This window comes from Streptomyces sp. NPDC005263 (assembly GCF_042872365.1).
Taxonomy (GTDB): domain Bacteria; phylum Actinomycetota; class Actinomycetes; order Streptomycetales; family Streptomycetaceae; genus Streptomyces.
Map to the genome: position 1 here is coordinate 93,606 of NZ_JBIAKJ010000001.1, position 15,062 is coordinate 108,667.

At 69.4% G+C, this 15,062-nt stretch carries 13 protein-coding genes; 10 read left to right on the forward strand and 3 right to left on the reverse strand.

All coding sequences use genetic code 11. The features are described 5' to 3' along the window. Positions 1-21 precede the first annotated feature (21 nt). The 6 genes from uidA (at position 22) to ACFYRY_RS00450 (ending at position 7,766) form a co-directional block, all read left to right on the forward strand. On the forward strand, positions 22-1,851 hold the full coding sequence (gene uidA / locus ACFYRY_RS00425) for a beta-glucuronidase (RefSeq protein WP_389138524.1): 1,830 nt from the start codon (positions 22-24) through the stop codon (positions 1,849-1,851). A 102-nt stretch (positions 1,852-1,953) separates the two neighbouring features. Beyond that, positions 1,954-2,502 carry an SDR family NAD(P)-dependent oxidoreductase gene (locus ACFYRY_RS00430; protein WP_389138526.1) on the forward strand — a complete coding sequence of 183 codons (549 nt, stop codon included), beginning with the start codon at positions 1,954-1,956 and terminating at the stop codon, positions 2,500-2,502. A 56-nt stretch (positions 2,503-2,558) separates the two neighbouring features. Continuing rightward, entirely contained in the window at positions 2,559-2,801 is a 243-nt protein-coding gene (locus ACFYRY_RS00435; RefSeq protein ID WP_389138529.1) for an SDR family oxidoreductase, read from the forward strand. Between the two features lie 145 nt (positions 2,802-2,946). Next, positions 2,947-4,299, forward strand: a complete 1,353-nt coding sequence (locus tag ACFYRY_RS00440) for an MFS transporter (protein ID WP_389138531.1) — start codon at positions 2,947-2,949, stop codon at positions 4,297-4,299. A 52-nt stretch (positions 4,300-4,351) separates the two neighbouring features. Then, complete coding sequence (locus ACFYRY_RS00445; protein ID WP_389138534.1) at positions 4,352-7,015, forward strand: family 78 glycoside hydrolase catalytic domain; 2,664 nt, start codon at positions 4,352-4,354, stop codon at positions 7,013-7,015. Between the two features lie 145 nt (positions 7,016-7,160). Continuing rightward, the gene (locus ACFYRY_RS00450; RefSeq protein ID WP_389140986.1) at positions 7,161-7,766 is read left to right on the forward strand and encodes a TetR/AcrR family transcriptional regulator; all 606 of its coding nucleotides are present in this window, start codon (positions 7,161-7,163) and stop codon (positions 7,764-7,766) included. Positions 7,767-7,856: 90 nt separating this feature from the next. On the opposite strand, the gene ACFYRY_RS00455 is transcribed toward ACFYRY_RS00450, so the two are convergent. After that, positions 7,857-8,081 carry a 2Fe-2S iron-sulfur cluster-binding protein gene (locus ACFYRY_RS00455; protein ID WP_389138537.1) on the reverse strand — a complete coding sequence of 75 codons (225 nt, stop codon included), beginning with the start codon at positions 8,079-8,081 and terminating at the stop codon, positions 7,857-7,859. A 496-nt stretch (positions 8,082-8,577) separates the two neighbouring features. Between ACFYRY_RS00455 and ACFYRY_RS00460 the strand changes: the two genes are divergently transcribed. From ACFYRY_RS00460 to ACFYRY_RS00475, 4 genes are all read left to right on the forward strand, one after another. Then, positions 8,578-9,393 carry an oxidoreductase gene (locus ACFYRY_RS00460; RefSeq protein ID WP_389138540.1) on the forward strand — a complete coding sequence of 272 codons (816 nt, stop codon included), beginning with the start codon at positions 8,578-8,580 and terminating at the stop codon, positions 9,391-9,393. A gap of 296 nt (positions 9,394-9,689) precedes the next feature. After that, positions 9,690-10,772, forward strand: a complete 1,083-nt coding sequence (locus ACFYRY_RS00465) for an SMP-30/gluconolactonase/LRE family protein (RefSeq protein WP_389138542.1) — start codon at positions 9,690-9,692, stop codon at positions 10,770-10,772. A 51-nt stretch (positions 10,773-10,823) separates the two neighbouring features. Next, entirely contained in the window at positions 10,824-11,414 is a 591-nt protein-coding gene (locus tag ACFYRY_RS00470) for a TetR/AcrR family transcriptional regulator (RefSeq protein ID WP_389140988.1), read from the forward strand. A 212-nt stretch (positions 11,415-11,626) separates the two neighbouring features. Further along, on the forward strand, positions 11,627-12,217 hold the full coding sequence (locus tag ACFYRY_RS00475; RefSeq protein WP_389138544.1) for a TetR/AcrR family transcriptional regulator: 591 nt from the start codon (positions 11,627-11,629) through the stop codon (positions 12,215-12,217). A gap of 301 nt (positions 12,218-12,518) precedes the next feature. Here the strand turns inward: ACFYRY_RS00475 and ACFYRY_RS00480 are convergent, their stop codons facing one another. Together ACFYRY_RS00480 and ACFYRY_RS00485 are read right to left on the reverse strand one after the other, a co-directional pair. Then, positions 12,519-13,538, reverse strand: coding sequence for a dihydrodipicolinate synthase family protein (locus ACFYRY_RS00480; protein ID WP_389138547.1), 1,020 nt, complete (start codon positions 13,536-13,538; stop codon positions 12,519-12,521). A 23-nt stretch (positions 13,539-13,561) separates the two neighbouring features. After that, positions 13,562-15,055, reverse strand: coding sequence for an NAD-dependent succinate-semialdehyde dehydrogenase (locus tag ACFYRY_RS00485; protein ID WP_389138549.1), 1,494 nt, complete (start codon positions 15,053-15,055; stop codon positions 13,562-13,564). Between the last annotated feature and the right edge of the window lie 7 nt (positions 15,056-15,062).

Here is a 15,062-nt window from a genome sequence, read left to right on the forward strand (position 1 = left end):
ACAACGACGCAGAGGAACCCGATGCTTTCTCCCCGCACCAGCCCCACCCGCGACATCGTCGGTCTCGACGGCCTGTGGCGGTTCGCCCTGGACAGCCGCGCCGGCGCCACCCCTTGGACGTCGCGGCTCGCCTCGCCCCTCGAAGTCCCGGTCCCCGCCAGCTACAACGACCTGTTCGTGGACCCCGAGATCCGCGACCATGTCGGAGTCGTCTGGTACCAGCGCGAGGTGCGGGTGCCGCGCGGCTGGGCGGGCGAGCGGGTGGTTCTGCGCTTCGGCTCCGTCACCCACGCCGCGCAGGTGTACGTGGACGACCAGCTGGTGGCCGAACACACCGGCGGATACACACCGTTCGACGTGGAGCTCACCCACATCGTCCAGCCGGGCGGCGAGTTCAGGCTGACGGTCGGTGTCGACAACCGGCTGACCAACGAGACGCTCCCGCCGGGCACCCTCACCACCGGCCCCGACGGCCGCCAACGCCAGTCGTACCTGCACGACTTCTACAACTACGCGGGCATCGCCCGCTCGGTCCGCCTGTGCAGCACACCGCTGACCTTCGTCGAGGACGTCACGGTCGTCACCGAACGGGACGGCGGGGCCGGCAGCATCGTCGACTACCGCGTGGAGATGGCCGGCGAGGCCGTCGACTCGACCGCCGTCCTGGTGCACGTGGTCGACGAGGCGGGCCGGGCCGTGGCGGCGGCAGAGGGCCCTGAGGGTGTCCTGCGCATAGCTGACGTGACCCTCTGGCAGCCCGGCGCCGCCTACCTGTACGACCTCGTGGTGGAGTTGGTCACCGAGGACCGGACGGGCGCGAGGGAGGTGGTCGACAGCTACACCCAGCCCTTCGGCGTGCGCACCGTCGAAGTGCGGGGAACCGAGTTCCTCATCAACGGCGAACCGTTCTACTTCACCGGCTTCGGCAAGCACGAGGACACCCCGGTGCGCGGCAAGGGCCACGACGACGCCTACCTCGTCCACGACTTCCAGCTCTTGGAGTGGACCGGCGCCAACTCCTTCCGCACCTCGCACTATCCGTACGCCGAGGAAGTCCTCGACTTCGCCGACCGGCACGGCATCGTCGTCATCGACGAGACCGCCGCCGTGGGCCTCAATCTGGGCGTCATGGGCGGCCTCACCGGCCAGGCGCCGACCCCGACGTTCGCCCCGGAGAACTTCGGCGGAGTCACCCGCGACGTCCACGCCACGCACCTGCGGGAGCTGATCGAACGGGACAAGAACCACCCGAGCGTGGTGATGTGGTCCCTCGCCAACGAACCGGCATCCAACGAGGACGGCGCCCGCGAGTACTTCGAGCCGCTGGTCGAACTGGCCCGCAAGCTCGACCCGACCCGCCCCCTGACCTACTCCGCCGTCATGTTCGCCACGTCGCAGAACGACCAGATCGGCGACCTGTTCGACGTACTGAGCATCAACCGCTACTACGGCTGGTACCTGTTCACCGGCGACCTCGCGACCGCCGAGCAGGCCCTGGAGCAGGACCTCCGCGGCTGGGCCACGCGCTTCGGCAAGCCGCTCCTGATGTCCGAGTACGGCGCCGACACCCAGCCGGGTCTGCACTCCGTCTGGGACACCCCGTGGAGCGAGGAGTACCAGAGCGAGTTGCTCGCCATGTACCACCGCGTCTTCGACCGCCTCCCCGAGTTCGTCGGCGAACACGTCTGGAACTTCGCCGACTTCCAGACCTCGGCCGGCATCCACCGCGTGGACGGCAACAAGAAGGGCGTGTTCACCCGCGACCGCAAGCCGAAGACGGCAGCGTACGCCCTCCGCAGCCGCTGGAACGGCCTGGAAGGGCGCAAGCCCGGCCCACCCGCAAACGGCTGACGCCTGTCGCGCGATCCCGTGGGTCCGGTTCGCCGGACCCGACCATCGACTCACTGAATCGTTTCAGCACGGCTTCCACGTGCATCTGAAAGGCCGAACCACATGCTCCATCCCCCGCTCACGGCGCACAGCACCATCGACGCCTGGCTGAACCACGCGAAGGGCGCACCGCTCATCCAGTCGCTGCTGGATCAGGCCGGGATACCGCGGGAGATGCTCGCCCCGGTCCGCACACTCCCGCTCCAACAACTTGTCGCCGTCAGCCAGGGGCAGCTGCCGCAAGCGGTGGTCGACGACCTGGTGTCGCAGGTCAACGACGGGGTCATGCCCGAGGACGAGAGCGCCCCGAGCGGGTGGACCGAACGCGTCACGTCAGGACGGTTCGACGGCAGGACCGTCATCGTCACCGGTGCGGCCGCCGGTATCGGCCGGGCGACGGCGTCGCGGATCGCGCGGGAAGGCGGCCGTGTGATCGCTGTGGACGTCGCGGCCGAGCGCCTCGAAGCCTTCGCCGCGACCGTTCCCGATGGAGCGATCGCCGCCGTCGCCGGCGACATCACACAACAGGAGGACATCGACCGGATCGTCGCGGCGGCCGACGGGCGCATCGACGCCCTCGCGAACGTGGCCGGCGTGATGGACGACTTCTAGCCGGTCCACGAGACCTCAAACACGGTGTCATCGGCCTGACGAGGTCGGCGGCCTTCATGTACGGCCCGCACGGCATCCGGGTCAACGCGGTCGCGCCCGGCGGTGTGGCGACCGGCATCCCGATGCCGGCACACACGTCAAAGACGGGTTCCGCCCGCCTCGCCCCCTTCCAGCAGACGATTCCGAGCCTGGCCACCGCCGAACAACTGGCAGCCTCCATCACCTTCCTGCTCAGCGACGACGGCATCAATGTCAACGGCGCCGTCCTCCCCTCCGACGGGGGCTGGTCGGTCCAGTAACGCGCAACCCCCGGTGGTGGTCGATGGCCAGGCGGTCTCGTGACGCGCCGCTGGCCATCAGCCCCACCGACTCATCCACCAACGCGGTGTCATCGCCCAGCAACTGCCGTGCGCTACCGGGCACTCATGAGACGAAGGAGTCCTCATGCCTCACGACGATCAGGACATCAGTGTGGCAGTTCCCTCTCCGACCCCTTCGGCACCGGACCTCGACGGGAGTCCGGCCGAACCCCCGGCCCCCGTACCCGAGGTGGAGGCCCCTCCGCTGCAGACGGTCGACAGGGCCTACCTCACCTGGTTGCTGATCGCCAGCTTCGGCGGCTCGCTGGCCCTGATGGTTCCGCTGTCGTACTCACTGGCGCTGCGGATCTCCGACCTCGCCCCCGGGCACGAGGAACAGCTCGGTTACGTCACCGGGTCCGCCCAGTTCGTGTACCTGGTCCTCAGCCCCATGATCGGTGTGTGGAGCGACCGGACCCGCTCCCGCCTCGGCCGCCGGACCCCCTTCATGATCGCCGGTTCGGTACTCGGCATGGTCGGGCTCCTCGGGGTCGCTCTCGCACCGACCGTCCTCCTGGTCGGCCTGGCGTGGGCCGTCGGCATGATCGGCTGGTCCACGACCGGGCAGGCCATCCAGAACGTCCAGGCGGACCGGGTCCCCGAGGAGCAGCGCGGCCGTATCTCAGCTCTCACCAGCGTCATGACCCAGATCGCCCCGGTGCTCGGCATCGGTCTCGCGTACACGGTGGCCTCCAGCACCCTTCTGGTGTTCCTGCTGCCCGGTCTCCTGGGAGCGGTGTTGGTGGTGCTCTTCCCGTTCTTCAAGCCGGAGGGCGACTCCCGCGCGCTCGTGCACACCGGCGGCGTGACGCTCAGGAACCTGGTGACCAGCTACGGGTTCAATCCGCGCAAGTACCCGGACTTCGGCTGGAACTGGCTCGGCCGCTTCGTCTTCTTCATGGGCCTGTACTTCAACACCACCTTCGGCACCTTCTTCTACGCCCAGCGGCTCGACATGCCGGTCAAGGAGGTCGCCGGGATCGTGGCGGCCATCGGCGTCATCGGGGTGCTCGCGGCCACGGGCGGCGCCATCGGAGGTGGCTTCCTGTCCGACAAGCTCGGCCGGCGCAAGCTGTTCACCCTGATCGGTTCCGCGCTCTTCGTCGTCGGGGCGGTCACGGAGGCGTTCGCGTACTCGCTGCCCCAGCTCATCGTCGGCGCCGTGGTGATGCAGCTCGCCATCGCGGTGTTCAGCGCCGTCGACCTGGCGATCGTGTTCGCCGTCCTTCCGGACCGGGCTCAGGCCGGCCGCTATCTCGCGGTGGTCGCCTTCTCGCAGAAGATCCCCAGCGCCCTCGCTCCGCTGATCGCCCCGCTCGTCATCACCGTCGGCGCCACCGGCGGCCAGAAGAATTACACGGAGCTCTACCTGATGGGCGCGGTCCTCGCACTTGTCGGCGGTCTCATCGTCAAGTTCAAGGTCAAGTCGGTCCGGTAGCGGCGCGGACAGCCGTCATCGCGAACACCCTCTCTCTCCCTGAAGGCAGACCATGCACCACGCACCGTACGACCTGAGCATCGACAGCGGCGGTGACCAGTTCCCCGTGTCGGGCCCCACCCCGCGTCTGTCGTGGAAGCCGCCGACGGAGGCGGCACGCCCGGTGCGCTACGAGCTGGAGTGCACCGTCGACGGCGAGCGGCGGCCCGCGGTGACGACCGACGTCGGCCGCCACCGGTTCGTTCCCTGGCCCTGGTCCGCGCTGGACAGCGGCCGCCGGGTGGCCTGGCGGGTCCGGGCCCGCGACGCGGAGGGCCCGTCGCCGTGGTCACCGTGGCACGCCTTCGAGGTCGGCCTCCTCGACCGGGACTGGCGGGCCCGCTGGATCTCGCCGGCCGAGCCCGCGGATCCGGGATACGGCAGGCGCCCGGCAGACGTCCTCTCGGCGCGGTTCACCGCACGGGCCGCAGTGCGCTCGGCGCGACTGTACGCGACGGCGCTCGGTCTGTACGAGGCGTACGTGAACGGCGAGCGGGCCGGCACCGCCCAGCTGTCGCCCGGCTCGACGTCGTACGACCGCACACTCCACGCGCAGGCGTCAAACGTGACCGACGCCCTCCGCCCGGGCGGCAACCGGATCGAGCTGGTGCTCTCCGACGGCTGGTACCGGGGGCAGGTGGGCGCCTTCCGGCAGCCGGCCGGATGGGGCACGGTGCTCGGCACGCGGGCCGAGCTGCACATCGCCTACGAGGACGGCTCACGCCAGGTCGTCCGCACCGACGAGACCTGGACGTCCGCGACGTCGGCCATCACCCGGGCCGACCTCATGGACGGGCAGACCACCGACTACCGCCTCCGTCCCGACGCCCAGCGGCCGGTCCTCGTCGACCAGGTCGAGGCACCCGCGATCGACTGGTCGCCGGCGCCGCCGGTGCGTGTCGTCCAGTCGCGCCCCGCCCAGTCGGTCGAGCAGATCAAGGACGGGCTCTGGATCGCCGACTTCGGGCAGAACGCTTCCGGCTGGATCACCCTCGGCCACCTCGGGCCGACGGGGACCCGTACCGTCATCGACTACGGCGAACACGTCGGCCCCGACGGTGATCTGACGACGAGTCATCTCGATGGCTTCCGGCCGAACGAGGCCCCGGTTCCCTTCGTCCAGCGTGACGAGGTCGTATCGGCGGGCCGTGGTGAGACGTTCGAGCCGCGCCACACCGTGCACGGTTTCCGGTACGCGCGCATCCGGCGCGAGGGCGCACCACTTGATCCCGCGAGCCTGACCATGCGCGTCGTCCACACCGACCTGCGCCGCACCGGCACCTTCGCGTGCAGCGACGACGACCTCAACGGCCTGCACGAGATCGCCGACTGGAGCTTCCGCGGCAACGCCGTCGACGTGCCCACCGACTGCCCGACCCGCGAACGCCTCGCCTGGACCGGTGACTACCAGATCTTCGCGCCGACCGCCACGCGCCTGTACGACGTCCTCGGCTTCAGCCGCAAGTGGCTCCGCTCGGTCCGCGACGACCAGCTGCCCGACGGCCGGATCGCCAACTTCTCCCCCGACGGCCGCCGTATCAAGCACCACCTCGACGACCAGTTCGCCATGATGACCGGCTCGGCCGGCTGGGGCGACGCGATCGTCGCCGTCCCCTGGGAGCTGTACGAGACCTACGGCGACGAGGAGGTCCTCGCCGAGAACTGGGAGGCGATGGTCCGCTGGGTGGAGTGGGCGCTTCAGACCGCCCGCACCGCCCGCCACCGCTCCCGCGTCGAGCGCTCGGCCGAGCCGCTGCCGCACGAACAGTACCTGTGGGACGGGTCCTTCCACTGGGGCGAGTGGACCGAGCCGAGGGCGAAGGCGGCCGACGGCACCCGTATCGACCCGGTCAGGACCGACCCCCTCGCCTGGTTCATGGCCGACAAGGGCGAGGTCGGCACCGCGTTCCTGTACCGCTCGACGACGACCCTGGCCCGCGTCGCCGCGGTGCTGGGCCGCGCCGAGGAAGCCGCTCGCTACACGGTGACCGCCGAACGGGTCCGCGACGCCTGGCGCACCGAGTTCCTCACCCCTGAAGGCCGCACCACCGGCGACACCCAGGCCGGCTACGTCCGCGCGCTCTCGCTCGGGCTCGTCCCCGGCGAACTGCGCGCGGCGGCCGCCGCGCGCCTCGTCGAGCTGGTCCGCGCCGCAGGCACCCACCTCACCACCGGCTTCCTCGCCACCGGCGACCTGCTCCCCGTCCTGGCCGACACCGGCCACACCGACATCGCCTACGCACTGCTCCACCAGCGCACCGCACCCTCCTGGCTCTACATGCTCGACCGGGGCGCCACCACCGTCTGGGAGGACTGGGAGGGCATCGACGAGCACGGAGACGCACACGAGTCCCTCAACCACTACAGCAAGGGCGCCGTGATCCGCTTCCTGCACACCCACACGCTGGGGCTGCGGCAGGCACCGGGATCGGTCGCCTGGGAGTCCTTCGAGGTCGTCCCCGTCCCTCATCCCTCGCTGACCTGGGCCCGCGGCACACACGAGTCCCCGCAGGGCACCATCGCCGTCGAGTGGCGACGGACCGGCGACGAACTCACGGTCACGGTCGACGTGCCGCCGGCCACCAGCGCGCGCATCGTGTTCCCCGACGGCAGCACCGCGGAGTCCCTTCCGGCCGGCACCTTCACCATCACCAGGCGTATGAGGCAGGAGAGTTGAGACCCCGGCACTTCCCGCGGCAGGACCGGCGCAGCAGCGAACACAGGCGCGGTGCAATCAAATTTCAACCATACGGTAGATTTTGTACGGAGCTGGGCGCATGCGACCTGTCAGGACCGGCTTCGCCAAGGAGAGTGAGCGCACCGTGGGTCAGGCGAGGACTCGGGGACCGTACGCCAAGACACCGGCCCGCAGGGCGGAGATAGTGCGGGCGGCGCGCGACAGCTTCGCCGAGCGCGGTTACGCCGACGCCTCCCTGCGCGACATCGCGGAACGGGCCGGCATCACCCACGCCGGGCTCCTGCACCACTTCCGCAACAAGGACGAACTCCTCGCCGAGGTGCTCGCCGCCCGCGACTTCGAGGAGTGGCAACAGGGCGTCCACGAGGTCGACACCCCCGACCGGCTCGGCCCCTATCTCGCCGAGCTCATCCGCCACCACCAGAAGGCCCCCGAGCTGATACGCCTGTGGATCGAGCTCGCGGCGGCGGCCTCCCGGCCGGATCATCCCGCGCACACGTACTTCGTCGGACGCTACGAACGCAGCCGTGCCCAGTTCTCCGACGGATTTCCCGACGAGGCGGCCCGCGGCAGACTCCGCGAGGGCGTCACCCCCGAGAGTGCCGCAATCCTCTTCCAGGCCGTGCTCAACGGGCTGCAGCTGCAGTGGGTCCTCGACCAGGGCCTCGACATCGTGGGGCCGGTCACCGACTTCGTACGGCTACTGTTCGAGCGGGACGACGCCCGCTGAGCTGCTGGGACCGGCGCCGGACCGGACGCGGTTACAGCGGGCAACGGCTGGATCCAGGCGAGAGGCGCTCACCCCCTGAGCGGAGGGCGCTCAGCAGTCGATGGTGACCCCCGGCCCGGCGATCCTGGACACGCAGGCGCACATCTGACGGCCCTCGGCCCTCTGCCGTGAGGACAGGAACACGTCACGGTGGTCAACGGACCCGTCGGCCTGAAGGATGCGGACGCGGCACAGTCCGCACTCGCCGCGCAGACAGTCGTACATGATCTCGACGCCCGCTTCCTGCAAGGCGTCGAGCATGCTGGTGCGCGGCACCGGGATGCTTCCGGCGTTTCCAAGTGATTGAGACCGGGGGCCGCGCAGCTGCCGGAGGCGACCGCGCTGGACGGCGCTGGGTGACCTGTACGGGTGCCTGAGAACCACGATGGCTCAGACGGCGCACCCTCTGTAGACGAGGCGCGTTGGCCGCCGATGGTTCGGGGAGCTGAGGAAGGAAATAGGCCGCGCTGCGGGTGGGCGCGGCAGAAACCTTCGCGAATGAAGCGAATGCAGCGGGCCGCTGGCGCGGTCGCCGGCTCGGCGGTGGGTGACGCCCTGGTCAGGCGAGCGAGTTCACAAAGGGACTGGGCGCCGAAGGCCGGCCGACGGTTCCGGCCCGTCGGGCCCGCTCACGGGCCTTCCCGTACGCACCCCACGTTTCCCGGACCTTTCTCGAATTTCCGGGCGTGACCGCTTGCCACCGACCGACGACCACCATATGGTCGTATGAACGTAAGACATACGACCATAATGCAAATCGAGGAGTTTCGTGATGGCATCAACTCGGCCGGTGGCACTCGTGACAGGTGCCTCATCGGGAGTCGGCAAGGAGACGGCCCGCGCCTTCGCCGCGGCGGGCTTCGAGGTGATCGGAACCGCCCGCGACACCGCGCGAGTCACCGCGCCCGCCGGGGTCACCTACCTCGACCTCGACGTGACCAGCGACGAATCGGTCGACTCCGCGGTCAAGCAGGTGATCGACCGGTTCGGGCGCATCGACGTCCTGGTCAACAACGCCGGCGTCGGAGCCAACGGCGCCGCCGAGGAGTTCTCCGTCGCCCGGACGCACGAGGTCTTCGACGTCAACGTCTACGGCATCATGCGGATGACCAAGGCGGTTCTGCCGCACATGCGCGCTCAACGGCGCGGACGCGTCATCAACGTCTCCTCCCTCAGCGGATTCGTCCCCAGCCCGTTCATGGCCATCTACACCTCGACCAAGCACGCGGTCGAGGGCTACTCCGGGTCGCTGGACCACGAGGTCCGCGAACACGGCGTCCGGATCCTGCTCGTCGAGCCCGGCCCGATCAACACCCCGTTCGGTGACCACAGCGTGCAGGGCGACACCCCGTTGCCGCTCTACGCGTCGGGACGGCGCACCTTCGACGAGGTGCTGGCGAAGAACACCAGCGGTGGCGACGATCCCGCCACCGTGGCCAAGGTGATCGTCGCGGCGGCCACCGACCGGAACCCGAAACTGCGGCGCACCGCCGGCTCGACGGCCGCCGGCATCAGCGTGTTCCACCGCGTCCTTCCGGCCCGGATCTTCGACCGCATCGTCCGCAGATTCAACCGGATGCCGAACTGACGCCCGACCTTCACGTGCCCGACCCCGCCCGGAAGCGACGGCGCGTCTTCGACGAGGTGACAGCGGATGCGGTGGAGGACGGCGACGCCCCCGCCGTCTTCACCAAGACGGTCGTCACCGCGGCCACCGTTCGACCAGCAGCTCCGCAGGAACAACCGTTTGCCCGCCTGGCATCCCGGTCCGGTTTCACGGGCGCCATTCCGCACGAACCTTCCCGATCCACCCGACATCTCCGATGTCCACGGCGTCTCCCCAAGTCCATTGATCAGCCACTCGTTGATTCACCTAGGAGAGTCATGCAACAGCAACACCAGCACACGGCCCGGCGCAGTACATCCAGCGCACAGCGTTTTCTGAGGAGGAACGTCGGCATCGCGCTTGCGGTCACCGCGACCGCGGCCGTACTGGTCTCGGCGCCGTCCGCGTCCGCATGGACGGGAGGCTCGTACGGCGGGTCCGTGGTCACTGACGTACGGACCGCGGCGGCGTTCGAGTTCGCCGCCGGCGAGATCCCCGAGAACATCACCGCCAACCCCGACGGTTCGGTGACCCTGTCCATGCTCGGCAGCTGCGCGGTGTGCCAGCGCACCCACGGACCGGAACTGATGCGCATCTCGCCCTCCGGAGAGCGCACGGTGCTCGTCACCGGGCAGGTGGGTGAGGCGATCAGCGGCAACGCCCGCGGCAGTGACGGCACCGTCTACTACGCGTTGTGGGCCCCGGGCAACGCGGCCAGGAACGGCGTGTACCGGCTGCTTGGCGACGGCACCCCTCAGCGCGTCGCCGCTCTGCCCGCCGACTCGGGCCCCAACGGGCTGGCCGTCGACCCGGCCACCGGCACCCTCTACATCGCGGACAGCCTCAAGGGCATCATCTGGTCCGTTCCGGTCTCGGGCGGATCGGCGACGCCGTGGCTGACCGACGCCGCTCTCGCGCCGGTACCGACCGAGGCACTGCCGATCGGCGCCAACGGGCTCAGGTTCCACAACGGCGCCCTGTGGGTCAGCAACTTCAACAAGGGCACCCTGCTGCGCGTACCGATCACCCCCGCCGGCGCGCCCGGCCCGATCCGCCAGGTCGCGGGCGGCCTGCCCAACATCGACGACCTCAGCTTCCTGACCCCCTTCTCCGATGTGGTGTTCGCCGCGCAGAACGGCTCCTCCTCGAACAACGGCCCGGACAGGGTCGTGGTCATCTACCCCAACGGCACCTACAAGCCCGTCCTGACCAGCGCGGACGGCCTTGCCTCACCCTCCGCGACAGCCGTTCGCGGCGACCGCCTGTACATCACCGACGGCGGGGTCCCCGAGCCCCACGACCCGAAACTGCAGATCGCCAGGATCAACTTCCCCGCTCTCCTTGCAGGCGTAGCCCACTGACCTGACCAGCGGCAGCCGGGGCACAGGGCCCCGGCTGCTACGGAGGAACGCATCGTGCGATACGCGAAAGAACACAAGCAGGAGACACGGCAGCGGATCATCACGGCGGCCGGCCGCCGGCTCAAGCAGGACGGCATCGACGGCTCCGGAGTCGCGACCCTCATGAAGGACGCGGGCCTGACCAACGGCACCCTCTACGCCTACTTCACGTCCAAGGACGACCTCGTCGCCACCGCGGTCGCCGACCAGATGCGCGCCCAGCACGAGAACATCGTCGCGCAGGCGGCACCCGGCCGCGCCGGGCTCGAACAGATCATCCGCTGGTACTTCTCCACCGACCAGCGCGACGACATCGAGGACGGCTGCCCCAACGCCGCCCTCCTCGACGAGATCGCACGCTCCACGCATACCACCAGGCAGGCATACACCAAAGGCGCGCTGATCCTCATCGATGACTTCGCCGCCCGCCTGGCACCCCACGACCCGCCCTCGGCACGCCTGAAGGCACTCAGTCTTCTCGGCATGATGGCCGGCACGCTGCAGCTATCCCGTGCCCTCACCGACCGGCAGCTCGCCGACCAACTCCTCGAACAGGGCATCCGCACCGCCCTCGCGCTGATAGATGCCGAACAGCACAAGTGATACGAAGATCGCCGTCGAGTGGGGGACGGCCGCTTCCGCCGGCGACCGGAGTGGGAGTGCGGATGCCGGGCCCGTGCCTGCTCTCACTGATGAAAGCCCCATGTCGCCGGCGGTCGCCGCTGCCCGCTCTTTGGATTACGTTTGCAATACCATAGACTGGCTGAGTCGGTGAAGGGCAACCGGTCCTTCCGGCCGGCGAAGGAGCGTGTGGCGTGGTGCGGTACGGAAAAGAGCACAAGTCGGAGACGAGGCGGCGGATCATCGAAACGGCGGGCCGCCGGTTCAAGCAGGACGGTATCGACGGCTCCGGGGTCTCGACGCTCATGAAGGACGCAGGGCTGACCAATGGCGCCTTCTACGCTCACTTCGCATCCAAAGATGACCTCGTCACCACGGCTGTCGCCGACCAGTTGAAGGCGCAGGCCGAGAGCGTCGTCGCGCTGGCCGCGCCTGGCCGCGCCGGACTTGAGCAGATAGTGCGGGGATACCTTTCGCCCCAGCACCGTGACATGCTCGGCGACGGCTGCCCCAACGCCGCTCTGCTCGACGAGATCGGACGCTGCACCGAGACGACCAGGCAGGCGTACACCGACGGTGTGCTGATCCTCGTCGAGGGCATTGCCGAACGCATGGCGCCCGACGACCCGTCCTCCGCACGTGTGAAGGCGCTCAGCCTCCTCGGCCAGATGGCCGGGACACTGCAGCTTGCCCGCGCGTTGACCGACAGCCGACTCGCCAACGAGCTTCTCGATCAGGGGGTGGACAACGCCCTCGCCCTGCTGGACGCCTGGCAGCGCGTCTGACGCACGTCCGCGCGTGGACCGGCCGCTCCAGTCCGGCCGCTCCAGCCGGCCTTACTGGCTCCAATCAAAGCTGTTGATAGTAGTGCCGGTTGAGGACACACGGAACAGGTCGAAGGAGAGGGTGTACTCCGAGTCGCAGTACATCCGCTGTCTCCCTCATCACCGCGGTCCGGCCCCCGAGCGCCCACGGGGAAACCGGACTTGTCGCCTGCTCTCCATACTCCCCACCTATGTGACGTCGGGCAATCCTGGGTGCGCGGGGCGATCACCTCGCGGCGGGGGCATGGCAGCCTCCTGCGGCTCAGGCCGGGTTGCGGCCGGTGAAGAACTCGCGGAACGGGTCCATGCTCGGTTCGAGGCCGGCGTCGACGAGGCCCTTGCGCAGGGCGTTCATCTGGGCGTCGTGGATGCGCTGGGTGGGCATGCGCAGCGGGCCGCCGTTGTAGCCCTGGAGCCAGCCCTGGAACTTCCATGCCTGGCGGTTGATGAACGCGCCGCCGTGCAGGGCCGGGGCGAGGCCCCCCTTGATCTTGCGGGCGGGGTGGAGCTGCCAGTAGATGTCGGCGGCGTCGTCGTACTTGCCCTCCCGCAGGAGCTGGAAGACACGCGGGATCATCGGGCCGTAGTACTCGTGGTCGCTGGTCGCGGAGAACTGGAGCGGCATGATCTGCGACAGCGGGATCAACTCCCCTTCGATGGGCATCGAGATGACGACCTCGTCACCGAAGTGACGGTGGCACTCGATGACGCTCTGGATGCTGGGGAAGCCGCCCTCGGCCTTGATGGCGACGATGTTGGGGCAGTCGTCGAGCAGGCGCCGGATCAGGCGTACGGGGATGTCGGAGGGGTGGATGCGGGGGCTGAAGCCCCACAGGTACATCGGGAAGAGCATGACGCCGAGGTTCGTCGCGTCGCAGACGGCCTTGGTGTAGTCGTAGATCTCCTGCTCGGACTCGGGGTAGAAGTTCGGCGGGTACGACAACAGCACCAGTTCGGCGCCCGCCTCCTCCGCGCCCTTCACGGCCTCGATGTTCTGTTCCAGGTTGTTCCAGCTGGCGTGGTGGGTGAGCAGCAGCCGGTCGCCGGCCTCGTCCTTGATGACGCGCAGGAAGTCCAGGTACTCGGGGAGCTGGATGGAGACCTCCGAGACGCCGAGGGTGCCCATGAAGCCGTGTTCGATGGCGAGGCGGGTGTCGTGGCGGATCGCCTTCTCGTTGATCGCCGTCAGGTCGGCCGTGAAGGACGGGATCGTGCAGTTGACGACGCCGACCAGGGTCTCGCGCGCCCAGTCGCGGGCTTCGGCGCGGGTGTAGCGGGCCATGGTGTGTGCTCCTTGCGGGGTGGTCAGCGGGGTTCTTGGGCGGAGGCGGAGGTCTTCGCGCCTTCCCAGGCGAGGTACTTGAGCTCCAGGAACTCGTCGAGGCCGTAGACCGAGCCCTCGCGGCCGACGCCGGACTGCTTGACCCCGCCGAAGGGGGCCGTCTCGTTGGAGATGAGGCCGGTGTTGATGCCGACCATGCCCGCCTCCAGGGCGGCGGCGACGCGCCAGACGCGCTCGGCGTCCTTGGCGAACAGGTAGGCGGACAGGCCGAATTCGGTGTCGTTGGCCATGCGGACCGCGTCGCTCTCGTCGGTGAACCGCACCAACGGGGTCACCGGGCCGAAGGTCTCCTCGCGGGTGACGGCCATCTCGGCGGTGACGCCGGTCAGGACGGTCGGCTCGTAGAAGAGGCCGCCGCGTGCGTGGCCCCTGCCGCCGTGCAGGACCACGGCCCCGTGGGCGACGGCGTCGGCGACGTGGGACTCGACCTTCGCCACCGCGTCCTCGTCGATGAGCGGGCCCTGCTGGACGCCCTCGTCGAAGCCATCGCCGACGGCGAGGGCGCCGACCCGTTCGGCGAGTCTCTTCGCGAAGGCGTCGTGGATCCCGTCCTGTACGTAGACGCGGTTGGCGCTGATGCACGCCTGGCCGGTGTTGCGGTACTTGGTGGCGATCAGGCCCTCGACCGCCTCGTCGAGGTCGGCGTCGTCGAAGACGAGGACGGGCGCGTTGCCGCCCAGCTCCATCGATGTCTTCTTCACGGTCTGAGCCGCCTGAGCCAGCAGCAGCCGGCCGACCTCGGTGGAGCCCGTGAAGGTGATCTTACGGACCAGTGGGTTGCCCGTCAGCTCGGGGCCGATCTCGCGCGGGTCACCGGTGATCACGTTGAACACGCCCGCCGGGATGCCCGCCCGGTCGGCGAGTTCGGCGAGCGCCAGGGCGGTCAGCGGGGTCTGCTCGGCGGGTTTGAGGACCATCGTGCAGCCGGCGGCCAGCGCGGGCCCCGCCTTGCGGGTGATCATCGCGGCGGGGAAGTTCCACGGGGTGATCGCCGCGCACACACCGACCGGCTCCTTGAGAACGACGATCCTGCGCGAGGCCTCCGGCGCCTCCATGACGTCACCGCGGATGCGCTTGGCCTCCTCGGCGAACCACTCCAGGAACGACGCCGCGTACGCGACCTCGCCGACGGCCTCCGGGTACGGCTTTCCCTCCTCCAGGACGATCAGCCGGGCGAGGTCCTGCGCGTGCTCGGTGACCAGGTCGAACCAGCGCCGCAGGATCCGGGAGCGCTCCTTGGCCGGGCGTGCTCGCCAGGCCGGCAGCGCGCGGTGCGCCGCGTCGATCGCCGCGGTGGTCCGGGTCCGGTCGAGCAGCGGCACCTCGGCCAGCAGGTCGCCGGTGGACGGGTTGCGTACGGCGAGGGTGGCGCCGGTGGTGATCCAGGTGCCGTCGACGTACGCGGCGCTCTTCAGCAGGGACGGGTCGTCGAGTTCTCTGCCCACGGCGTTGCTCACGGGGTCG